The organism is Mesorhizobium sp. M0768, from assembly GCF_040320195.1.
Classification (GTDB): domain Bacteria; phylum Pseudomonadota; class Alphaproteobacteria; order Rhizobiales; family Rhizobiaceae; genus Mesorhizobium.
The window spans coordinates 12,722-34,619 of sequence record NZ_JAMYPD010000024.1 but is presented as its reverse complement, the minus strand read 5'-3'; the positions used below and the strand labels follow the sequence as shown (position 1 = coordinate 34,619).

Below are 21,898 nucleotides of genomic sequence, written 5' to 3'. Positions count from 1 at the left end.
GGCGGCGGCTCATTCCTCGTCGAAAGGGCCACCTTCGCGTGCGAGATCGCGCGAAATGACACGTTCATCCGTATCGTCCGGCAAGGCCTCGTCGCTGTCCTGGTAAGCGTTATCGTCGTCCTCCTCCGGCAGTTCGCTGCTCTTCTCGACGTCATAGCGAATATCGCCGTTTTGCGGCACGCCGTCAGGGAGGATTCTCCCGCTCCGGATGGCATCCCAGTCCTGCTGCTCGATCGTCGGGCTCTCCGTCTCGTCGTCGGTTCGTTCTTTGCTGCGCGGTTCCATCGCCGGTTCTCCATAATGTCAGCGGCCCTGAATTGGCTCAGTGGTTGAACTCATAAGTCTGGCGGCCGGTTCCGGGCCGCCGCGGTCCGCGCGCATTGCCGCACGACGGAACCAATCGCGCCCTGCCCGCCTTCACATTCAGAAGATACTGGCGCGAAAGGAGCTCGACATGAGACCGCTCATTTTCTTGCCGTACATGCTAGGTGCGCTGCTGCTGGCGGTGCCGGCGGCCGCGCAGCCGGGCGAACAGGCGCAATCCGACCGCTGCAAAGTCGAGCCGCCGGACCAGAACAGCCAGCAGCAGAAGCCGGCCGGCAACAATTTGTCCGATACGCTCGAGCCATGCGGTGGGGTCCTGAAGCCCCCGCCAACGGGCGATCAGGGCATGGCGGCGCCACCGCCGGATGAGGGCAAGACCCCGGTGATCAAGCCCGGCGAGGTGCCGCCACAGCCGCCAAAGCAGTAGCAGCGACGAGCGGCAACTTCGCGCCGCTCGCGCCGGCAGGTTTGTTGCACTCGCTGAGGGAACATTAGCTTGTCCTAAATGTTATTTCAGACGCAGTAGATATCACCCCCCTCCGGTATCGCTGCTGATCGGGAAACCGATCGGCCCGCGTCTTGCGACGCGGGCCACCGCAAGCTCATTCGCAGTCCATTCGCCGCATCGCGCGGGCACTTCACCGCTGTTCGATTAGCCGCCACTTACGGAACAACAAGGTGGCGTGGGCGTTTGCCTAGAGGGTTCGCCGCTTCGACCGGAATGCCGCGTCGCAATTGTAAGGGCGAGGCCCGTAACAACAGGAGTAGACGATGAAAATCCACCTTGTTCCTGCTGCGGCGGGATTGGCGTTGCTTGCCGGCGTCGGCGTGGCCACCGCGGACCAGGTGATTGTCACGCCCAAACAGCAGACGGTCATCCGCGAATACGTCCACAAGCACCCGCTGGCGTCGATCAGTCTTCTGGGGGTGGAGCTCAATATCGGTTCCACGTTGCCCGATACGGTCGAGCTGCAACCGATCGATGTTCCAGACGTGCGGTACAGATACGTCGTCGTCGGCAATCGCACCGTGCTCGTCGACCCAGACACCCGCAAGATCGTGCAGGTCATCGAGTGATCGGCGTTGCCAAACCGCGAACCGGATTTGGAAGGTCATGGCCTAAATTATCAAATGAGAGCTCCATCCCGAGGGATCGGGATGGAGCCGCTGTCGTCTCGAAACAAGGAAAGGAGCCATTCCCATGCTGCCGCATGTCGAGCCGGTCAACGTGGCCGCAGCCGTCGACAAACTGCTTGCTGAACGAGGCGATGGCCTGCTGTCGATGAAGGCGGCGATAGCACTGTTGCGCGAACGCACCGGAACCGAGCGCTCGGACGCGGACCTTGAAGGGCTGATCATCAAGAAGGCGGCGCTCCTCGGGGTCGCCGTCCTGTGTGACAGAGAGGTTCAATGACGGTGTCGCCTGCCGCTCAAGACGCCGGTCGAAATTTCAGCTAGAACAAGGTTGCTTTACGCATGAACCGAGCCGACGGAGGCAACAATGACGGACAGGCAGGAACGGATTCGCCAGCGGGCACACGCGATCTGGGAACAGGCAGGCAGGCCCGACGGAGCGCATCAGCAGCATTGGGATCAGGCTACCGCCGAAATCGACGCAGAAACCGCCGCGCCGGAGACCGCCAGCCGACCGAAGCCGAAAGCACGCCAGCCTAAGCCGGCCGCCAGCAAGGACGGAAGCAAATCCAAGGCGCGACCACGTAAAGCGTGAACGCAAGCGGATTTGATTCCAACGCTGGATCTCGCGGGTGGTCGGCCCATACATCGTTCCATGATCGGCAGCAAAACCAGTCCTGACCGGTCCTGCTGCCGCAAGCCCGCGATGGCAAGCCCGATTGGCGCGGCTAACTACTTACCGCAACTGTTGTCGTTGACAGTCGGTGAAACCGTCCCGGCAGGCTTGTTGGATGCATCGGGTTGAGCTCCTTGCGGGGTTGCAGGGCAGTTTTCATCCGCATTGGAGTTCATGGTACCCGTCGTGCCCATCGTGCTGCGGGTCGTGCCAGGGTCAATACCGTTCGGCTTGGGCTGGACGACGATGCTCTTCTCGCTGCCAGGCGCATTGTTGTCCGACCCGGCGTTCTGGGCCATCGCCGCGGTCGCCAGACCGGCTGCAAGTATGGAAGCTGTCACGATTTTCGTAAGCATGTTGATCTCCATCATTGGGTTATCATCATGTGGCGACTACAGAAAAAACAACCCGGGTGATGGAAAGGTTCCGGCAAAAATGACGCAGCACAGTGAAGCAAACCCGCGCAGCGCGGATCTTCTCGGCCCCCCTTGTTCTATTACCGTAGGTAGGTTTGATGTTGTGGTTTGCTGATTAGGAATTCGCCTTCTTTGGCCGCCGACCGTCGCAACGTTCGTCTGTTGCGGCGCCATCAGCTGAGTCTCGCATCGCTTCAATCGGTAGAGGCCATCCCAAAGTAAAACTTTCGGAAAATTTCACTACAAATTTCACGCGGCTGTTATTTGAAAATATACTATGGGGCCAGCGAGCTGACCGGCAACGAAACCGATCATCTTCTTGCAAATTAGTAGGTATGCAACCGGCGACGTCGCGGGCTGTTCAGCGCAACTACAGCAAGGAGAGTGTTATGACCACCTTAATCAAAACAATCACCGATGCGGTGGCAGGCAGCGCAGTTATTTTCATGCTCTCGATGCCCGTGAATGCCGCGGACGGAATTGCCGTTGGTGTTGGAACATCCATCGGCGGCAACGGTGGCATCAAAGCCGGCCTCGGCGCGACGGTTGGCGGCAGCGGCGGCATCAAGGCAGGCCTCGGTGCGTCGTTGGGCGGCAGTAGCGGCATCAACGCCGGTGCCGGCGCGACGGTTGGCGGTTCCAGCGGAATCGCGGCGGGCGCCGGCGCATCGGTCGGGGGCAGAAGCGGCATCAACGCCGGTGCCGGCGCGACGATCGGCGGTTCCGGTGGCATTGCTGCCGGCGCGGGGGTAGGTATCGGCAGCGGCGTTAGGGCTGGCGCGGGGGTCGGGATCGGCAGCGGCATCAATGTCGGCGCCGGTGTCGGGATCGGCGGTGGTACCAATCCGAGCAATCCGTCCAACCCGGGCAGCCCTTCCAATCCCAGCAACCCCAGCAATCCCAGCTTGCCTCAGGTCGTTGCCGACATGTCGGGCGACAAGTTGGCCAGGATGAAGAAGCGCTGCGTTGACGTGCTCAGCAGCGGAGGCACTTACGACAGCGATCTGCGCCAATTGTGCCTGCTGATCGCCCGCCGCTAAGGCGAATACATCGGATGAATGTCGGACCAGGCCGAGAGGCCTTCGTCCACCAAAGCTCCAGCAGTCCAAAGCCCGCCATTGCGGCGGGCTTTTTTCCGAGCACGTGGCGGCAGCATGGCGGGGGCTCACACGCGCTCAGTGTGTTTGACGGCCAGGATCCGGCGAAGCGGACGCTTCGTCTTCCAAGGCGTCCCAGCCCGGCGCGGGACTGCTTTGCATCAGTTCGGGGCACGCAAACTCCGTCAGATCGGTTTCCGCGAAGCCGTCGAACTCGATGGCCGCCCCGTAGAGCTGGGCTGCTTGCATGACGAGCCATTCGATGTCTTCGCGCGCAACATTCTCGGCGAGGTTCTGCAGTCGCGCGGCTTCGGCGACAGCAGTCAGATTGATGGCAATCCCGGACCGCAATACAGCCCGAACTCGGGAACTGACGTCTTCGTGCAGGCGAACCGAAAATCCGTAGCGCATGGAAAACCTTCCCCTCAGGAGCGGTTTGTCCCTCATGTTCCACGATGCGCCCAGGATTCGCGATTGGCAAGCGAAATTCCTTAAAAACTCGTTTTATGTCAAATAGTTAGCGTATTTTGTTGATTGCCTATCTGATGCTTGATCCGCTTCATCTGACTTCTGCATGACTCGCTGATCCGAAGGCCTTGACGCATTCTGCTCACGTACCTAACTCTACAGAAAATTAGGAACACACTAACTCAGCTGCATTTAGGCTGGTGTGACAGGAGGCCGAGATGTCCGAACTGGAACGCCCGGAACGATTGCAGATCATGCTGACCGTCGATGAACTGGCGGCGTTGGAGAACTGGCGCTTCGACAAGCACATGCCGAGCCGGTCGGCCGCGGTACGTGAGCTTTTGAGACGAGGTCTCACAGCCGATGGTTTCCTGACGGCGGCGCATGGGACCAAGTCGCGCGATTTCGGCATTCTGCCGCATTCTGCAGATGGTGACCGCAGCGCGGCCGACGGACCGTCCCAGAAGGAATAGCGCCGAAGGAATAGCGCCGTTTCCGCCGCGGATCGCCCGCTCTGCGACCGTGCTTCGCGTCTCTCTTGCTTCGCGATGAGCTGTGAACGTCTGGTCTGCTGACGGCTGCGAAGTAGAAGAGATCCAAAGCTCTGTCTTGCCAGACGGTCCGTAATCAGGGAGTGCTTGATCGGCATAGTGCGGGCTCGGGAATATTGCCGATGACGCTGGAATTGACGGCCGGCGACCAGTCGATGCTGCATGGCGAGCAAGGCTCGGCAGCGGCTGCCGCCATGACGATCCTGGTTGCCTTTTCCAAGGCGGTCGGCGCGCGCAAGTTGCTGGACATTGCCGGTGCCCATATCGACGGCTGCCTCTATCACGGCCAGGCCAGCCTCGATTTCGTCGAAAGGCTGATCGAGGGCGGCGGCCGCGTTCGGGTGCCGACGACGCTGAATGTCGGTTCGTTCGACCTCATCCATCCCGGATTGGTGAAGATGCCGGTGTCGCAAGAAACGCCGGCGCGACGCCTGATGAAGGCGCATCTGGAACTCGGCTGCCAGCCGACCTTCACCTGCGCACCCTATCTGACCCGGTTCCGGCCAAGGTTCGGCGAGCAGATCGCCTGGGGTGAATCCAACGCCATCGTCTTTGCCAATTCGGTGATCGGGGCGCGGACCAACCGCTATGGCGATTTTATCGATTTGTGCTGCGCAATGACCGGGCGCGCGCCGGCATGGGGGCTGCATCTGAGTGAAAATCGACGAGGCCAGGTCCTGTTCGAGCTGACTGACGCTGCTTTCGAGCCAAGTGACGCTCTGTTTGTCGGCGTCGGGCTGATCATCGGGCAAAGGGCTGGCGACCGCATCCCTGTCATATCGGGCCTGCCGCAGCCGCGCGACGAGGACCAATTGAAGGCGCTGGGGGCGGCGGCGGCAACGACGGGTGCCGTGGCGCTGTTTCATGCCGTCGGCATCACGCCGGAGGCGGAGACGCCGGATGAGGCGTTGCACGGCCTGGCGCCGGAGGAAAAAATCCGGATCTCTCGCGCTGACATCCACCATGCGCTGGCCAGGCTGTCGAGCGTTCCCGACGGCGTGCAGCTCGCAGCCGTGTCGTTAGGCACGCCGCATTTCTCCCATGAAGAGTGGATGCGCCTGTTGCCGCTGCTGCGCGAAGTCGGTCCAGGCAAAGGTGTCCCGATCTATGTCAACACAGGGCGCGCGACGCTGACGCGGCTGCAGGACGAAGGCGCACTGGCCGGCATGGAAGCCTTCGGCCTCGTTCCGGTCACCGACACCTGCACCTATGTTACGTCGATCCTCGAGCGTCTCGATGGCGTGGTGATGACCAATTCGGGCAAATGGGCGCATTACGCACCTGGCAATATCGGTGTCTCGGTGGCCTTCGGTGACATGGAAGACTGCGTCCGCTCGGCTGCGGCCGGCCGCGTCGTGCGAGGCGCGCCATGAAGACGCCGGCCAGAACCGGTACATTCCACCTTTCCGGCTCGGCCCAAGGCCCAGCGCTGGTGCTTTCGCAGGCGCTCAGCTTCTGGGGCGGGATCGACGTCGAAACGGGCGACATCATCGACCATTCGCATCCGGACCTGGGCGGCAATATCGCCGGCAAGATCCTGGTGATGCCGAGCGGGCGAGGGTCGTCGTCCTCGTCTTCGGTTCTGGCCGAAGCGATCCGCAGAGGCACGGCGCCGGCCGGCATTATCCTGGAGCGGCCGGACCCGATCCTTGCCGTCGGCGCCATCGTTGCCGAATTCCTCTACAAAATCAGCATGCCGCTGGTTGTCTGCGACATGTCAGGCATTGTCTCCGGCGACCGGATCGCAATCGGTCTGGGCGAAGATGCGCAAGCGATGGTGAGCAAGCTCTAGCCGGCCATCAGTCCCGCCGCGCCCCGCCGCCAGTAGGCTGCCGCCAGTGTTTCGTTGCGGCCGAGCGCCAGCGTGCCGCGCCAGTGTTCGCGCACCGTCGTGGCGGCTGCCGCTTCGGCCGCAAACCAGCCGAATGCCGAACCGGTCGGCCATGCGACTGACCGGATGGCGCGCGCCAGCCTGTCGTCGAGCCCGGCTGGCACCCCATTTCTCGGCAGCCAGTGCACCTCTATTCCGGTTGCGTTGTCGACGACCTGCCGTTCGCCATCGTCGGCGATCTCTATGAAGGCCACGCCTTTGGTCTCGGCGGGCAGAGTCTCCAGCATGCGAGCCAGCGCCGGCAGGCCGGTTTCGTCGGCGCCCATGAGATACCAGGACGCCGGTCGCACCCGACGGCCGACCGGCCCCATCATGCCGATCTTCATGCCGGGCGCCGCCTGCATGGCCCAGCGGGCGCCGACGCTGTCGCCGGGGTGGATGAGGAAGTCGACCTCGATGATGCCCATTTCGACGTCGAGGGCCCGGATGGTGTAGACGCGCGCTGCTGGGCGCCTGTCGTCCGAGGGCCATGCCGGGAGGCCATTGCTGCCGAGCACGGGCCAGAGCGGATCGGGGACGTCCCTGGTCGGAAACAGCATGCGGATATGCATGCCGCCGAATTTCGCAAAACGAGAGAGATCCTCGCCGGCGAAGCGGATGCGGCGCATATGCCGCGTCAGGTCGCCGACTTGGGTGACGACCATCTCACGGAACTGCGCGAGGCGGGTTTCTTCGGCGAGATCGCCGGTCCAGACGATCTCGGGACTTTCTTCCTTGGCATATACCTCTACGGCGGTGGCCAGCAGGTCCTTGATGCGGGCCAGCCCATCGCGGTCGGCGGCGTTGGCCCGCATCACCAGCCGCTCCATGTCAAGGGACGCGTCGCCGAAGGCGAAGCGGAAGTCGAGCCGCTGCCCCTCCCGCGAGGCATCGGCATCGAAGCTCTGCAGCCTGTCGCTGATGCGGTCGATGTAATGCGGCAGGTTGCGCAGGTTCAAGCGCGCTTCGCAGGCCAGTCCGCTCACTGAAGCTTCCCTCATTCTCAACCTCCGATCCTGCCTGTGAGCGCCACCTTGAAGGTGCGGCCCTTGCCCTGTTCCGTCGCCGCCGTCGTCGACCAGGCGCTTTGCGGGTCGGTGTAGGCGGTGTTGAAGACGTTATCGACGCTGAAATCGAGCTTGGCGTAGTCGTTAATGCGCCAGTTGGCAAAGACGTTGACCAGGTCGAAGCCGTCATCGACAACGACCGGCGCGTCGGGATTGGTGCGGCTTGTCCGGGTGATCTTGCCGACGCTGAGATATTGCGCACCGATGGTGAGCTGGTCTTCCAGCATGCGGAAGCCGACGGTCGCCGAGAAGCGGTCGAGCGGCGTGTTGTTCAGCGTCTGGCCGGAATAGACGCCGCTGACGACCTTGGCGTCGATCAGGGCGCCGGCGAGGTTCGCGAACCCCCAGCCATAGTCGTAGACGGCTTCGGCCTCGACGCCCTTCAGCCGCGCGTCGCCGATGTTGATCGCCATACGCGGCAAAACGGTGAGGTCGACGTCGATATAGTCTTCGACGGCGGTGTGGAAGACGTTGACCTTGGCACGAAACAGGTCGCCTGCGGCCAGCACATCGTCATATCTCAGATTGATCCCGGCTTCCCAGTTCTTCGCCGTTTCGGGCTGCAGAAGCAGGTTAGGCTGGTAGCTGTCGCCGCCGCCATGCGCGCCGCCGCCGCGATAGACGTCCTGCAGGCCTGGTGCCCGGTAGCCTTCCGAATAGGTGCCGTAGAGCTGGAAGCCATCCAACGGCGTCACGCCGACGGTGAGGCGAGGCGACCAGCGATCGCCCGAAATCGAGGCTTCCGCCGGCGGCACGGTCTTCGTTTTGCCGTTGAGCTGGTAGCCGTCATAGCGCATGGCGGCGATGAGCTGCAGCCAGTCGCTGTAGTCGCCCTGCCATTGCAGGAAGCCGCCATAACCCTGCTGCTCGCCCGAACCGAAATGCGCGGCCTCCGACGTGGCCTCCAGATAGTAGTAGTCGAGGCCGTAGGTGAGGGTATGTGCCAACTCCCAGGCGTCGAAACGCGAGGAGTTCTTCAGGTTGAAGCCCGGTCGTGGCGACGTCGTAATAGCGGAAGTTGCCGATCGCCGTTGCCGGCCAGACCTGCGTCTGCTCGGCGCGCGTGCGGTTGTGGTATGCGTTGACACTGAGGTCGATCAGTTCGTTGTCGTCCGGCCTCCACATATAAGCAGCCGTGTAGGTCTGGTTGGTCGTGTCGGTGTCGTAGCGGCTCAGCGTTGGCGAGGTCGAGCCGCTCGATCCGGTGATCTGGTCATTGTAGCGCTGCAGGATCGCGCCGAGCTTGAGCTCGTGGCCGTCGGTCGGCCGCAGGGTCGCCTTCATATAGCCGCTGGTGATGCTCTCGCCGGTCCATGGCACGGCGTCGCCATTGCCATTGGTGTAGCTGTCGCGGTCGTGATAAATGAGGTTGCCGATGATGTCGGCGTCGTCGCTGAAACGGTAGGCGCCGGTGGTGCTGGTGGTGAAGCCGTCGCCATTATCCTCATAGCCCAGCTTCTCGCTCAGCGCCCAGCGCTCGTCCTGCTTGAGGAAATCGCCGGCATCCCTGGTTTCGAAGGAGACAACGCCGCCGATGCCGCCCGAGCCATAGGCGTTCGAGACCGGGCCGCGAATGACGGTCGCTTGCTTGATTAGTTCCGGCTCGACATAGAACGAGCCCGAGCCGTGGCCGACGCGCCAGTAATCCTGGCGGGCGCCGTCGAGCGTCACCACCACGCGGCCATATTGTTCGAGGCCGCGAATGTTGATGGCGGTTGCCGGATCGTCGCCGTTCATCGAAGCGGCAACGCCGGGCGTGGTGCGGAACATGTCGGCGGCGGTGTCAGGCTGGATGCGTTCGAGCTCTTCCTGATCGACGGCGCTGATGGCGGCCATCGATTCGATAATCGCCGTCTTGATCATCGTCGCCGAGATGGTGATCAGGTCGAGCACGGTCGGCTCGTTCTGCCCAGTTCTAGCCTGCTGGGCGACCTTGACCGGCCGGTTGGCCTTGGCGGCGGCGCCGTTCTTCTCCGGCTTCTGCGCGGCGGCCAGCGGCGCGGCACACAGGCCGAGCGCGAAGGCGAGCGCGGTGCTCGCCATCAAGGTCTTGTTGCTTGTCTGTTTCATGCGTGCAGCCCCGGGAAAAGCAAAGATTGCTGGCGGCGGCCGTTGGCCCTGGCTGGCATGATGGAGAAGCCTCGACACACGGGCCGGGCAGGGATACTTATTAAAACATGATGATAATAGTCAATTTAATTTTGCAGGTCTGAGCCTGATCGAAGATTCTCGGTCGGACCCTTGATCTGGCCGCCAAAATCTCGCCCGAGCGATTATGAATTTGTGACGCATCCCGTGCTTCACCTGGTTCAGATCTCCGGGATGCTTTCCCTGAAGATCACTTGCAGCCGTGGCTGGTGCAGTTCGTAAGGCAAGCCCCTGACCGCATGGGTCAAGGTGTTGAGCGCCTCGCGGGCCTCTACGCGCGGGTTCTGGTCGATGACCGCGTCGAGCGTGCCGTCGAGCAGAAGCTCCTTGGTGCCTTCCGTCACCTCATGGCCGAGAAAGACCGTCGACAGCGCACGCCCGCGCTCCTTGAGGGCGCGGGCGATGCCGGTGTTGCCGGCGCCGACATTGTAGATGGCGGCCAGGTCCGGGTGCCGGTCGAGCAGGGCGGAGGCCTCCGAATAGGCTTTTTCCCGGTCGTCGAGCATTTCGCGCATCTCGACGATCTGCAGATTGGGCGATTCTTCCGTCAGTATGTGGCGGAAGCCCATCTCGCGCTCCTCGTGGCCGCGATAGGAGAGCGAACCTGCGAACAGCGCGACCTTGCCCGGACGCCCGGCACCCATGAAGCGGTTGAGCAGATAACCGGCGAGCCGGCCGGCGGCGCGGTTGTCGATGCCGATATAGGCAACCCTCGGCACATGCAGGATGTCGGAAGCGATGGTGACGACCTTGACGCCGCTGGCCGAAAGCGAGCGGATCGCCTCGCGGACCGTCGGATGGTCGAGCGCGATCACACCGACGCCCTGCGTCTGCCCGTGCAGTTCCTGCAGCAGACGCGCAAGCCGGTCCGGATTGAAGCCTTCGATAGTAGCGACACGGACGTCGAGGTCGGGCCGCGCCTGCGCCTGCGCCTCGATCTGGCGGTGCAGCATCTTGATGAAGGAATTGGTGCCGGCGGGCAGGGCGAAATCCAGCCGTATGACCTCGCCAGTAACCGCGTTGAGCGAGCTCGGATTATTCGAATTTTCAGCGATATAGCCAAGCCGCTGTGCCGTTTCGAGCACGACCTCTCGGGTGCGCGCCCTGACCCCGGCGCGGTTGTTGAGCACACGGTCGACCGTGGCGGCCGAAACGCCGGCCTCCCGGGCTATGTCTGTCAGGGTGGACCGCACTGTCGATCACCTCATTCCAAAACGCGCCAGGGGCGCATCGAGATCACGCATTTCATGGGTCCACCGTCGGAGAGCGGCTTCATCGCCGTCCGCGATTCTGATGGGAAATGATGTAACCGGCCTTGGCCGATGCGCAAGCCGTTGCGCTACACCAGAGTGCCCAAGCAGACCAAAGCGGGGAGGTGGGCAGCCGGGCTCCCTCAAATTCAAGCACCGGCTTCAGTATGAGAGCCCTTACAAACGCCATTCTTCCCCTCCCGTGAGATGTTATGATGTATTTTGATTATTTATGATGTTGACAGGCTTCGTATAGTGCCGTCAATATCCATCATAAGGGCCGTGGAGGAAACAAGGCCCTGAGGGAGGAGTTCCAATGTCGAATTTGGTCCGCGTGTCGCGGCGCCGTTTGCTGGCGTCCGGTGGAAAGGCGGCAGTCCTTGTTGCCGCCGCAGGTATTGCACCGAAATTCATTCGCCCGAGCCGTGCCTATGCGGCCGATGCCCTGGCGCCCGGCATGATCGGTGGCCCGACGGGTTTCGACGGTTCGGAGCGCTATCAATATGGTGCCGATACGCCGGAGGGCCGCGCTATCGAGGCGGCCAAGGCGATGAAGGGCGCCGGCAAGGCGCCGGCCAAGATCGTACTTGGCCTGTCCGACGGCTCGATCGGCCAGTTGACCCAGCCGTTTCCGGCCGGCGCGCCGTCGATCAAGGATCTCTGGGAGAAGGAAACCGGCATTCCGTTGGAAATCGTCGGTGTACCAAACGGCCAGGAATTCACCAAGACGATGCAGGACATCTCCACCAAGGGTGGGGCGTATGACATCTACGCGGTCGAATGGAACCGCCTTGGCGACCTCGCCGAAACCGGCGGCATCCTCAAGCTCGACGACTTCGTCGCGCAATACAAGCCGGAATGGGACGATCCCGAGCGCGGCTATGTCGACGGCGCCAAGGGCGTCTCGCTGCTCAATCAGTATCGCGGCTCGACCTATGGCGTGTCACTGGATGGCGACTTCCAGACCTGGGTCTACCGTACCGATCTGTTCGGCGACGCAAACGAGAAGAAGGCCTTCTCCGACAAATACGGTTATGAACTGGCGGCGCCGAAGACGTGGAAGCAGCATGACGAGATCGCGGCCTTCTTCCAGCGCCCGGACAAGGGCCTGTTCGGCTCGACCGATCTGCGCAACCAGGGCTGGGGCTACACCAACTGGTATCAGCGTTATGTCTCAATGGCTTCGCCCAATCAGTTCTTGTTCGACGACACCGGCAAGCCGCTGATCAATTCGGAGCAAGGTATCGCGGCGACCAGCGAGTACATCGCGTCGCTTTCGCACCATTCGCCGGATGCGATCTCCTGGGGCTGGCCGGAGCAGTACGGCAATTTCGCCAAGGGCGGCGCGGCCATGACCTGTGCCTTCTCCAATCTGCCGAAATTCCTCGACAATGCCGGCAACAAGGATTCAGCTGTCACCGGCAAGATCGGCTCGATGCTGCCGCCCGGCCGCGAAATCGACGGCAAGCTGGTCAGCCGGTCGGTGCTGTGGCTCAATCTGTCGGCGTCGGTGTCCTCGCAAGCCAAGAATCCGGAGGCCTGCTACCTGTTCCTGCAGTGGCTGGGCTCAAGCCGCATCTACGCCTGGATGACTGCCAATCCGGGCGGCTACTTCGATCCGTTCCGGCTATCGGATTTCTCGGATCCGCTGGTTCGCCAGACCTACCACGCCTACCACATGGACGTGGTGCGCGAGACGGTCGCCCGCACCGTGCCCACCATCAACTATCCCGGCGCCACCGCCTTCCACAACGCGCTGGACGAGAACCTCGTCGCCGCGCTGACCAAGGCCAAGACAGCCGAGCAGGCGATGGCCGACACCGAGGCCGAGTGGAAGAAGATTGCCCGCCGCACCGGCGAGGAGAAGCTTCTCGAAGCGATCAAGACCAACAAGGAGGCCTGGCCGACCGTCCTCGATCCGATCGCCTGATCCTTCCAGGATCCTACCAAGAAGGGGAGGAGCGGTCGCTCTTCCCCTCGGCAACGAAGGACCCAGCAAAGCCGCAAGATGAAGCGTTCAGTTCCTTTCGAGATATTCCGCTATGCCGCGATCCTTGCGGCGATGGCGGTGACGCTGGTGCCGATCCTGTGGATGGTGTCGATGGCGTTCAAGCCGATCGCCGAATGGTCGGCGACCGGCGCCGACCTGACATGGTGGCCGGAGAACCCGACACTCAGCAATTTCCGCTTCGTCTTCGGTGAGTCGACCAACAATCTGATCGTCGCCCTCGACCGCACAGCTTTGAAGCCGATCCTGTCGTCGCTGCTGTCGGCCACATTCGGTACGGCAATCGCCATGTCGGCGGGCACCGCGGCGGCCTACGGTCTGTCGCGCTTCGGCTCGGGCCAGAACCTGCCGCTGGCGCTGATCCAGCTTCGCCTGTTTCCGCCGATGGCGGTCATGACCCCGGTGATGATCATGTGGGCCTTCCTCAATTTCACCGACAGCTGGTGGGGGCTGTCGTTGATCTACGGCATCGTCACGCTGCCTTTCGCCTTCTGGCTGATGAAGACCTTCTTCGACGACATGCCGCGCGAGATCGAGGAGGCGGCACTGGTCGAGGGCTGTTCGCGGTGGCGCGTCTTCACGCGCATCACGCTGCCGATGATGCGCGCGCCGCTGGCCAGTGCCGCGCTGTTCGTCTTCATCCTCAACTGGTCGGACTATCTGATTGCGCTGCTTCTGACGACGCGCGAATGGGTGACGGTCCCTGTCTACATGGCCTCGCTGTCCTCCTCGATGACCGGCCAACTCTACGGCGCCAAGGCGGCGCTCGGCCTGATAGCCGCAGTGCCGCCTGTCATCATGGGCATCGCCATCCAGCGCCATCTGGTGCGCGGGCTGACCTTCGGGGCGCTCAAGCAATGAGCACGGTGAATGCGACGATTTCGGAGGGCGACATGCAAGCCTCCAAAGCGGCGTCGGTGCTGCCGGACGAGGGCGCAAAGCTCGGATTCCGGCTGACGCTGCCGGCGCAGATCCTGGTGCTGTTCATCGCCGTCTTCCCGCTCCTGATGCAGCTCTACATCAGCCTGACCGACTGGTCGCCGCTGTCGGGCACCGGCTGGTGGAACGCCTGGTCGATGTGGAACAGTTTCGCCAACTACACCGACCTTGCCGCCGATGCGCGCTTCTGGAGTGCGCTGAAGCGCACGGCCATCGTCATGATCGTCTGCGTGCCGGCGGAGTTCCTGCTCGGCTTGGCGCTCGCGACACTGTTTGCGGACGAGTTCCCCGGCAAGCGGATCTTCTACTCGATCCTCTTGATGCCGATGATGGTGGTGCCGGCGGTGGCCGGCTACATGTTCTTCATGCTGTTTCAGTCGGGCGGCCCGGTCAACGACATCCTGTCGGCGATCTCAGGCTTTCCCGTCACCATCGCCTGGCTGTCGGACCCGACGCTGGCGCTCATCGCCGTCATGGTCGCCGATATCTGGCAGTGGACGCCGCTGATGTTCCTGATCCTGCTTGCCGGCCTGGTCGGCGTGCCTGAGGACCAGATCAAGGCGGCGACGCTGCTCGGTGCCAACCCTTGGCAGCGATTCATCACCATCGTGCTGCCGAAGATGAAGACGATCATCATCATCGCGCTGGCGATCAGGGTGATCGAGAACTTCAAGATCTTCGACACGCTTTACATCATGACCGGCGGCGGTCCTGGCGTCGCTACCGAAACCATCTCCGTTTACATATACAAGCTCACCACCCAGGACCTGATCTGGGGCTATGTGGCGGCAATCGCGCTGGCCATATTGATCGTGCTGTCCATCGCCGCGGTGTTTGCCATGAAACGCATGGCTCGGGTACGCGAGGTGGCGGCATGAGCACCATCCATCTGCAGAACCTGGTCAAGAAATTTGGCGATTTCATCGCGCTGAAGACGATGGACCTGGCCATTGCCGACGGCGAGTTCATGGCGCTGCTGGGGCCGTCCGGCTGCGGCAAGTCGACGACGATGAACATGATCGCCGGCATGGAAGAGCCTACCAGCGGCAAGATCCTGTTCGGCGAGCGCGACATGGCCGGCGTGCCGATGGGGCGGCGCGGCGTCGGGTTCGTCTTCCAGAACTATGCGATCTTCACTCATATGAGCGTGCGGCAGAACCTCGCCTACGGGCCGAAAATGCGCGGCGCACCAAAGGCCGAGATCGACCGCCGTGTCGGTGCCATTGCCGAGATGCTGCAACTGACGCCGCTGCTCGACCGCAAGGCCGACAGGCTGTCGGTAAACATATTGCAGCGGGTGGCGATCGGCCGTTCGGCGATCATGGAGCCGGCGATCTTCCTGCTCGACGAGCCGCTTTCCAATGTCGATGCCGCATTCCGGGCGGTGATGCGGACCGAACTGAAGCAGTTGCAGCGGCAGTTCCGGCAGACCATGGTCTACGTCACCCACGACCAGCTCGAAGCGATGACCATGGCCGACCGCATCGCGGTGATGGACCATGGCGTGCTGCAGCAAGTCGGCACGCCGCTGGAAGTCTACAACGATCCGGCCAATGTCTTCGTCGCCCGCTTCATCGGCGCGCCGGGCATGAACCTGCTCAAGGGCTGGCCGGCGGAAAGCGACCGTGGCCTGGTCGTCGATCTCGGCCCACTCGGCGTGACACCGCCGCTGCCGGTCGAGATCGCCAATGCCGTACGCAGGATGCGCGGCGAGGTGTTTTATGGCTTTCGACCGGAGCAGGTGACGCTGGCTGAAGACGGCCGTGGCCTGTCCATGCCGGTGAGTTTCGTCGAGCGGATCGGCGCGCGCACCATCATCCACCTTGGCGACGGCGAGACTGCGGTGAAGGCGGTGTTCGACAATGATGTCGGGCTGGCGATCGGGCAGACAGCCGTCGTCGCACCTGCGGTGGAGGCGGTGCGCGTCTTCGACGCCGTCACCGGCCTTGCCTTGAGAGCGGGCTGAGACCATGGCCAATATCGCCTTCCGCAATGTGACCAAACGCTACGGCAACACGCTCGCCGTCGACGACGCCTCGTTCACTGTCAACGACAATGAGTTCTTCTGCTTCTTCGGGCCGCCGCTGTCGGGCAAGTCGACGATACTGCGTCTGGTGCTCGGGCTGGAAACCCCGGACGCGGGCGAGATCCTGATCGGCGGAAAGCCGGTCAACACGGTGTCGCCGGCCGAGCGCAACGTCGCCATGGTGTTCCAGAATTTGGCGCTGTTTCCACATATGAGCGCGCGCGACAACATCCGCTTTCCGCTGGTCGAACGCCGGGTCGCCGAAGCCGAGATCGAAAAGCGCGTCGCCGATGTCGCGGCCAAGCTGCATATCGGCCATATCCTGCACAAGCCGCCGGCGCAGCTTTCCGGAGGTGAGCGGCAGCGCGTGGCGATTGCCCGCGCGCTGGTACGGGATCCCGCCGCCTATCTGATGGACGACCCGATTTCGGCGCTCGACGCCCGGCTGCGCGAGGAGACGCGGGTCGAGCTTAAGCGCATCCAGCGCGAGCTCGGCAAGACGCTGATCTATGTCACGCACGACCAGGAAGAAGCGATGTCGGTCGCCGACCGAATGGCCATTCTGGAGAACGGCAAGATCAGGCAGATCGGCGCGCCGGCCGAGATCTATGACCGGCCGGCCAGCACCTATGTGGCGCGGCTGCTCGGGTCGCCGATGATGAACATATTGAAGTCGGTGCACGGCGCTGAAGGCGTGGAGGCGGCGGAAGGCACAGTCCGCATCGCGGATGCCGGCGCCCCGGCCGATGCCGTGGAAATTGGACTCAGGCCGGAAGACATCAAAGTCAAGGCCTGGTCGGAGGGGGGCGCGGGCCGCCCGGCGCGAGTGTTCGAGATCGAGCCGCTCGGCGGCTACACCGTTGTGACGCTCGCCGCCGGGCCGGCGCGTCTGCGGGCGCTGTTGCGCGGCCAGCCGGACATCAGGCCGGACGCGATGGTGGCGATATCCTGCGAGCCGGGCAGGGTGCATTATTTCGGGCAAGGCGGCGGAGCGCTGGCACGATGACGGCGGCGGCAAGGAACGAGCTTCGGGAGGAACATATGGCAAGCCAAGAAATGGTGGGCAACGGCTTCGAGGCGGACGTCGAAGTCCGTACCAGGGAATACAGGATCGGCTGCGTCGGCGCCGGCATGATCATGGCCGAATGTCACCTTGCCGCCTACAAGGAAGCCGGTTTCCCCGTGGTGGCGATTGCCTCGCGGACCAAGGCCAGCGCCGAGAAGGTCGCCAAACGCTGGGATATCCCAACCGTCCATGACACGCCGGAACAGCTCATCGAGGACAAGAACGTCGAGATCATCGACCTTGCCTTTCCGCCCGACCAGCAGCCGGCGCTGATCCGCCATGCTCTGAAGCAGGCACATATCAAGGCGATCCTGGCGCAGAAGCCATTGGCGCTGTCCCTTGAAGAGGCCGTCAAACTCCGCGACGAGGCGGCCAAGGCAGGCAAGATCCTCTCGGTCAACCAGAACATGCGTTACGACCAGTCGATGCGCGTCTTGAAGCAGATCATCGATAGCGGCGCGCTCGGCGACATCGTTTTCGCCCAGATCGACATGCATGCGATCCCGCACTGGCAGAGCTTCCTCGAGGACTATGACCGGCTGACGCTCGCCAATATGAGCGTCCACCATCTCGACGTATTGCGCTTCCTGTTCGGCGATCCCCTGGAGATCACCACCCTGACCCGCAAGGACCCGCGCACCCGCTTCGACCATTCGGACGGCATCACCGTGTCGACGATCAAGTTCCCGTCCGGCGTGCTCGCCGTATCGCTGGAGGATGTCTGGTCCGGGCCGCGCCAGGAGGGCTACAAGGACGACCAGCACATCAATTGGCGCGTCGACGGCACCAAGGGCGTCGCCAAGGGCACCATCGGCTGGCCGACTGGCGCTGCCTCGACGCTGACCTATGCCTCGACCGAGACTACCGGTGGTGAATGGGTGACACCCAGCTGGGACACGATGTGGTTCCCGCATGCTTTTATCGGCGTCATGGAGCAGCTCCAGCACGCGGTCAAGACGGGCGAGCCGCCGGCGCTGTCGGTCGCCGACAACGTCAAGACTATGGCGCTGGTCGAAGCCGGCTATCGTTCGATCGACAAGGGCCGGACAGTCAAACTTTCCGAAATATCAACTGACTGAATCACTTACAGGGAGGACTTCACACCATGATGCAGGCAGGTATTTTCACGGGTTATTTCCCGTATGGCCTCAAGGAGACCGCGCAGAAGATCCGTGCGCTCGATTTCAACACCGTGCAGCTCGACCTGCATTTCAGGGATATCGACCTTTCCGCCGGACAGATCACCAAGGACAAGGCCAAGACTGTCCGCGATACGTTCCGCGACCACAATCTGCCGATCTGCTGCGTATCGGGCTACACCAACATCATCCATCCGGATATGGGCGAGCGCGAGAGGCGCGTCGGCTATTTGAAGGAGATCATCCGCAACGCACGCCATTTCGGCACCCCTTACGTGATCTCGGAAACCGGTACCTACAACACCGAGTCCGACTGGGTGCATCACCCGAAGAACAAGACCGAGGAAGGTTTTGAGGAATGCCGCAAGGTCATCGCCGACCTTGCCCAGACCGCCTATGACCACGGCGCGGTCTTCCTGCTCGAGACCTATGTCAACAATGTCGTCGGCTCGGTCGAGGAGACGGTGAGGATGTTCGCGCAGGTCGACCACCCAGGCCTCGGCCTGCTGATGGACCCGACCAACTATTTCGAAACGCACAACATCGACAGGATGGACCAGATCCTGAACCAGGTGTTCGACACGCTGACCGACAAGATCAAGATAGCCCACGCCAAGGACGTCAAACGCTCCGGCGGCGACAAGTCGGAGAAGCACGCCGACATCGGCGACGAGGACGCGCTGGAGAGCCACACTTTCCGCGGCGTCGGCGAGATCGAGCTGCCGGCGCCCGGTCTCGGTTCGCTGAACTACGACCTCTATCTCAAGCGGCTGGCCGAAAAGCACCCGAACATCCCGGTCATCATCGAGCATCTTTCGGAAGACGACGTGCCGCGCGCCAAGAAATTCCTCGACGGGAAATTCCGCGCCAACGGACTGTGATGGCGCGGTTCGGCTACGAAACAAGGGAGGAAGAGAAATGTTGAAATTCGCGTTGAAAATCGCTGCCGCGGCGACCGTTCTCGCCGGTGTGGCGCTGGGTACGCCGGCGCTGGCGCAGGACGCTCAGAAGACGTTTTACCTGTTGTCGCATGGCGGCCCGTCGGATGCCTTCTGGATCGACTGGAATGCCGGCGCGACCAAGGCCTGCGACCAGCTCAAGGTGACCTGCAAGATCTCGTTCAGCGGTGGCGACATGGCGGCGCAGAAGGAGGCCTTCAACTCGGCACTTGCCGCCAAGCCGGACGGCATCGCCACCACCTCGGCGCAGCCCGGCCTGTGGACCGAGGAGGTCAAGGCAGCCAAGGCGGCCGGCATCCCGATCGTGTTCTTCAATACCGACGATCCGGCAACCGGCCGGCAGGCCTATGTCGGCGCCGACCTTAAGGAAGCCGGTGTCATCTGGGCGAAGTATCTGGTCGACCACAAGATGGTGAAGCAGGGCGACAAAGTGTTCTTGCCGGTCGAAGTGCCGGGCGCCAGCTACCAGCAGCTCGAGACCGAAGGCATCGCCAGCGTCTTCGATCCGCTCGGCATCAAATATGACGTGGTCGATTGCGGCACCGATCCGGCCGGCATCATCGCCAAGATGACCGACTACATGGTCGCCAACAACCCGCCGGCGATCATCGCGCTCGGCGATTCCGTCGCGGCCAGCGTCAAGCGGGTGTTCGACGGCGCCGGCGTGCCGGCCGGCAAAATCCCGGTCGTCGGCTGGGGCAATTCGAAGGAAACGGCCGAGTCCGTCAAGGCCGGGTTCATCAACGCGGCTGCCTGGCAGTTCCCGTCGGCGCAAGGCTTCATGCCGGTGGCGCTGCTCGGGTTGGCCGCCGCTGGCGAACCGATCGGCTACGACATCCACACGTTCAGTCTCTACGACGCCTCGAGCGTCGAACCGATCCTGAAACTCTACAACAAGTGATTGGAACTGACGCTCGCCGCGCAGGCGGCGGGCGTCACCTTGAGATATGGTCGAAACAGTCATGACAATTGCCGCAGAAGAGGAAATGCCGCGTGCCAAACGCAGGTCGAGCCTGATGCGCTCGCCGCAGTTCTCTTCGCTCGTCATTCTGATTGTCCTGCTGGCGGTGTTCGCGATCGCCGAGGCCAATTTCCTGTCGCCGCTCAACATCTCCAACATGATGGCGTTCCTGCCCGAGCTCGGCATCATCGCCCTCGGCATGACGCTGCTTCTGACGGCGGGCGAGTTCGACCTTTCGGTCGGTGCCGTATTCGGGCTGGCGCCGGTCGTGGTCATGCTGCTGGTGCAGAACGGCGGGTTTGATATTGGCGTCGCGCTGTTGGCCGGCCTGTCGCTCTGCATAGCGATCGGTGCGATCAACGGCCTGATCGTCACCAAGATCGGCATCTCCTCCTTCCTGGTGACACTGTCGATGTTGCTCGTCGTGCGTGGGGCAGCGCTTTACATCACGCAAGGCTTTCCGCTGAAATCCTGGAACCAGCCAGGCTTCTTCGTGACGCTGCTGGCCGGCAGCTTCAATATCGGAACGTTCCGTTTCTATACCTCGCTGTGGTGGTTCATCGGCCTGTCGCTACTGGCGATCTATGTGCTGCACTACGCCAAGCTCGGCAACTGGATCAGCGCTATCGGCTCGAACCGTAACGCCGCCGTAGCGCGCGGCGTGCCGGCCGATGCGGTCAAGATCTGGCTGTTCATCCTCACCTCGGTGCTGGCCGGTCTCGCCGGCATGATCAGCGCCTTTCGCATCTCTGCCGCCTCGCCGGTGGCAGGCACCGGCTACGAGCTCGAAGTGATCGCCATGGTGGTGGTCGGCGGCACTGCGCTGACCGGTGGGCGCGGCACCATCCTAGGCACCATCGTCGGCGCGCTGATGCTGCGCAGCATCCGCAACGGCATCGTGCTGATCGGCGTGCCCGGGCTCGCCTACAACATCTTCGTCGGCATCATCATCCTTGCCATGCTCATCCTGCACGCTTTGCTGCAGAAGAACGCCGCCAGGAGCTGACCATGGAAGTGCTTCGGCTGCAGAATTTGCAAAAGTCCTTCGGCAGCGTCCGCGCCCTGAAGAACGCGTCCTTCGCGCTCAACGAGGGCGAAGTGGTGGCCTTGCTCGGTGACAACGGCGCCGGCAAATCGACGCTGATCAAGGCGATCTCGGGCGTGTTTCCGGTCGATCGCGGCGAGATCTATGTGCGCGGCCAGAAGGTCTCGATCCGCTCGACACGCGATGCGATGGATCTCGGCATCGAGACCATCCACCAGGACACCTCGCTGGCGCCCGATCTCAGCATCGCGCGCAATCTTTTCCTCGGCCGCGAGCCGGTCAATCTCAAATGGCTCGGCGTGTTCGCGCCGCTCGATCTCGCTCGATTGCGCGATGCTGCGTCGGCTCTATTGAAGCGCGTCGGCATCTCGAAAAAACTCGACGCCGATGCGCTGGTCAGCACATTGTCGGGCGGCGAGCGCCAATCGATCGCCATTTCGCGTGCCATGCAATTTGCCGCCAAGGTCATCATCCTCGACGAGCCGACCAACAATCTCGGCGTCGAGGAAACGCACGGCGTGCTGCGCTTCGTCAAGGAAGTGCGCGACGCCGGTCACTCGGTGCTTTTGATCACCCACAACATCCATCACGTCTTCCAGGTCGCCGATCGCATCATCGTCATGCGCCGCGGCGAGATCGTCGCCGAGCAGACGGTCGCCGATACCGATCTGCTGACCGTGGAAAGCATCATCACCGGTGCCGACATGTCGGCCCTGCTCAAGGAGACGAGAGCGAAGTGAAGGACGGGAGCAAA

24 protein-coding genes and 1 pseudogene are annotated in these 21,898 nt (G+C 62.6%); 18 read left to right on the top strand and 7 right to left on the bottom strand.

Annotation, left to right across the window (positions count from 1 at the left end; all coding sequences use genetic code 11):
* Positions 1 to 9 precede the first annotated feature (9 nt).
* Entirely contained in the window at positions 10 to 285 is a 276-nt protein-coding gene (locus NKI08_RS25295) for a hypothetical protein (RefSeq protein WP_352773019.1), read from the bottom strand.
* Positions 286 to 454: 169 nt separating this feature from the next.
* Between NKI08_RS25295 and NKI08_RS25290 the strand changes: the two genes are divergently transcribed.
* The 4 genes from NKI08_RS25290 (at position 455) to NKI08_RS25275 (ending at position 2,053) form a co-directional block, all read left to right on the top strand.
* A complete protein-coding gene (locus tag NKI08_RS25290; protein ID WP_352474209.1) occupies positions 455 to 751 on the top strand; it encodes a hypothetical protein in 297 nt (98 codons plus the stop codon).
* Between the two features lie 344 nt (positions 752 to 1,095).
* Positions 1,096 to 1,401 (top strand): DUF1236 domain-containing protein, encoded by a 306-nt coding sequence (locus NKI08_RS25285; protein WP_352474210.1) that lies wholly within the window; start codon positions 1,096 to 1,098, stop codon positions 1,399 to 1,401.
* A gap of 124 nt (positions 1,402 to 1,525) precedes the next feature.
* Positions 1,526 to 1,738: a hypothetical protein gene (locus NKI08_RS25280; protein WP_352452715.1), complete on the top strand. Its 213-nt coding sequence runs from the start codon at positions 1,526 to 1,528 to the stop codon at positions 1,736 to 1,738.
* Positions 1,739 to 1,825: 87 nt separating this feature from the next.
* Positions 1,826 to 2,053, top strand: coding sequence for a DUF2934 domain-containing protein (locus NKI08_RS25275; RefSeq protein ID WP_352474214.1), 228 nt, complete (start codon positions 1,826 to 1,828; stop codon positions 2,051 to 2,053).
* A gap of 137 nt (positions 2,054 to 2,190) precedes the next feature.
* On the opposite strand, the gene NKI08_RS25270 is transcribed toward NKI08_RS25275, so the two are convergent.
* Positions 2,191 to 2,505 carry a hypothetical protein gene (locus tag NKI08_RS25270; protein WP_352773014.1) on the bottom strand — a complete coding sequence of 105 codons (315 nt, stop codon included), beginning with the start codon at positions 2,503 to 2,505 and terminating at the stop codon, positions 2,191 to 2,193.
* 434 nt (positions 2,506 to 2,939) lie between these two features.
* Here NKI08_RS25270 and NKI08_RS25265 point away from each other — a divergent pair, with 434 nt between their 5' ends.
* Entirely contained in the window at positions 2,940 to 3,590 is a 651-nt protein-coding gene (locus NKI08_RS25265; protein WP_352773011.1) for a hypothetical protein, read from the top strand.
* A gap of 135 nt (positions 3,591 to 3,725) precedes the next feature.
* On the opposite strand, the gene NKI08_RS25260 is transcribed toward NKI08_RS25265, so the two are convergent.
* Entirely contained in the window at positions 3,726 to 4,058 is a 333-nt protein-coding gene (locus NKI08_RS25260) for a hypothetical protein (RefSeq protein ID WP_352491006.1), read from the bottom strand.
* 275 nt (positions 4,059 to 4,333) lie between these two features.
* Here NKI08_RS25260 and NKI08_RS25255 point away from each other — a divergent pair, with 275 nt between their 5' ends.
* The 3 genes from NKI08_RS25255 (at position 4,334) to NKI08_RS25245 (ending at position 6,458) form a co-directional block, all read left to right on the top strand.
* Positions 4,334 to 4,588: a hypothetical protein gene (locus NKI08_RS25255; protein ID WP_352474222.1), complete on the top strand. Its 255-nt coding sequence runs from the start codon at positions 4,334 to 4,336 to the stop codon at positions 4,586 to 4,588.
* A 200-nt stretch (positions 4,589 to 4,788) separates the two neighbouring features.
* On the top strand, positions 4,789 to 6,039 hold the full coding sequence (locus NKI08_RS25250; protein WP_352773007.1) for an aconitase X: 1,251 nt from the start codon (positions 4,789 to 4,791) through the stop codon (positions 6,037 to 6,039).
* On the top strand, positions 6,036 to 6,458 hold the full coding sequence (locus tag NKI08_RS25245) for an aconitase X swivel domain-containing protein (RefSeq protein ID WP_352773004.1): 423 nt from the start codon (positions 6,036 to 6,038) through the stop codon (positions 6,456 to 6,458). Before NKI08_RS25250 ends, NKI08_RS25245 begins: the two co-directional genes overlap by 4 nt.
* On the opposite strand, the gene NKI08_RS25240 is transcribed toward NKI08_RS25245, so the two are convergent.
* The 4 genes and pseudogenes from NKI08_RS25240 to NKI08_RS25225 form a co-directional block, all read right to left on the bottom strand.
* Entirely contained in the window at positions 6,455 to 7,537 is a 1,083-nt protein-coding gene (locus NKI08_RS25240; protein ID WP_352541118.1) for an SIP domain-containing protein, read from the bottom strand. The genes NKI08_RS25245 and NKI08_RS25240 overlap by 4 nt on opposite strands.
* Positions 7,538 to 7,539: 2 nt before the next feature.
* Positions 7,540 to 8,691 carry a TonB-dependent receptor domain-containing protein gene (locus tag NKI08_RS25235; protein ID WP_352773001.1) on the bottom strand — a complete coding sequence of 384 codons (1,152 nt, stop codon included), beginning with the start codon at positions 8,689 to 8,691 and terminating at the stop codon, positions 7,540 to 7,542.
* 496 nt (positions 8,692 to 9,187) lie between these two features.
* Positions 9,188 to 9,439: pseudogene (locus NKI08_RS25230) on the bottom strand (TonB-dependent receptor plug domain-containing protein); the annotation flags it as partial.
* Positions 9,440 to 9,912: 473 nt separating this feature from the next.
* Positions 9,913 to 10,944: a LacI family DNA-binding transcriptional regulator gene (locus tag NKI08_RS25225; RefSeq protein WP_352772999.1), complete on the bottom strand. Its 1,032-nt coding sequence runs from the start codon at positions 10,942 to 10,944 to the stop codon at positions 9,913 to 9,915.
* Positions 10,945 to 11,317: 373 nt separating this feature from the next.
* Here NKI08_RS25225 and NKI08_RS25220 point away from each other — a divergent pair, with 373 nt between their 5' ends.
* The 10 genes from NKI08_RS25220 (at position 11,318) to NKI08_RS25175 (ending at position 21,884) form a co-directional block, all read left to right on the top strand.
* Entirely contained in the window at positions 11,318 to 12,931 is a 1,614-nt protein-coding gene (locus tag NKI08_RS25220; protein ID WP_352772996.1) for an extracellular solute-binding protein, read from the top strand.
* 78 nt (positions 12,932 to 13,009) lie between these two features.
* Complete coding sequence (locus tag NKI08_RS25215) at positions 13,010 to 13,870, top strand: carbohydrate ABC transporter permease (RefSeq protein WP_352772994.1); 861 nt, start codon at positions 13,010 to 13,012, stop codon at positions 13,868 to 13,870.
* On the top strand, positions 13,867 to 14,826 hold the full coding sequence (locus NKI08_RS25210; protein ID WP_352616465.1) for a carbohydrate ABC transporter permease: 960 nt from the start codon (positions 13,867 to 13,869) through the stop codon (positions 14,824 to 14,826). Before NKI08_RS25215 ends, NKI08_RS25210 begins: the two co-directional genes overlap by 4 nt.
* Complete coding sequence (locus tag NKI08_RS25205; protein ID WP_352503651.1) at positions 14,823 to 15,914, top strand: ABC transporter ATP-binding protein; 1,092 nt, start codon at positions 14,823 to 14,825, stop codon at positions 15,912 to 15,914. The genes NKI08_RS25210 and NKI08_RS25205 overlap by 4 nt, the downstream gene beginning before the upstream one ends.
* 4 nt (positions 15,915 to 15,918) lie before the next feature.
* Positions 15,919 to 16,980, top strand: a complete 1,062-nt coding sequence (locus tag NKI08_RS25200) for an ABC transporter ATP-binding protein (RefSeq protein WP_352772990.1) — start codon at positions 15,919 to 15,921, stop codon at positions 16,978 to 16,980.
* Positions 16,981 to 17,030: 50 nt separating this feature from the next.
* Complete coding sequence (locus NKI08_RS25195) at positions 17,031 to 18,119, top strand: Gfo/Idh/MocA family protein (RefSeq protein WP_352773126.1); 1,089 nt, start codon at positions 17,031 to 17,033, stop codon at positions 18,117 to 18,119.
* A gap of 26 nt (positions 18,120 to 18,145) precedes the next feature.
* Positions 18,146 to 19,060 (top strand): sugar phosphate isomerase/epimerase family protein, encoded by a 915-nt coding sequence (locus tag NKI08_RS25190; RefSeq protein ID WP_352772987.1) that lies wholly within the window; start codon positions 18,146 to 18,148, stop codon positions 19,058 to 19,060.
* A gap of 37 nt (positions 19,061 to 19,097) precedes the next feature.
* Positions 19,098 to 20,039 carry a sugar ABC transporter substrate-binding protein gene (locus NKI08_RS25185; RefSeq protein ID WP_352772984.1) on the top strand — a complete coding sequence of 314 codons (942 nt, stop codon included), beginning with the start codon at positions 19,098 to 19,100 and terminating at the stop codon, positions 20,037 to 20,039.
* A 61-nt stretch (positions 20,040 to 20,100) separates the two neighbouring features.
* Complete coding sequence (locus NKI08_RS25180) at positions 20,101 to 21,105, top strand: ABC transporter permease (protein ID WP_352772981.1); 1,005 nt, start codon at positions 20,101 to 20,103, stop codon at positions 21,103 to 21,105.
* Positions 21,102 to 21,884: an ATP-binding cassette domain-containing protein gene (locus tag NKI08_RS25175; RefSeq protein WP_352579121.1), complete on the top strand. Its 783-nt coding sequence runs from the start codon at positions 21,102 to 21,104 to the stop codon at positions 21,882 to 21,884. The genes NKI08_RS25180 and NKI08_RS25175 overlap by 4 nt, the downstream gene beginning before the upstream one ends.
* The last annotated feature ends 14 nt before the right edge of the window (positions 21,885 to 21,898 follow it).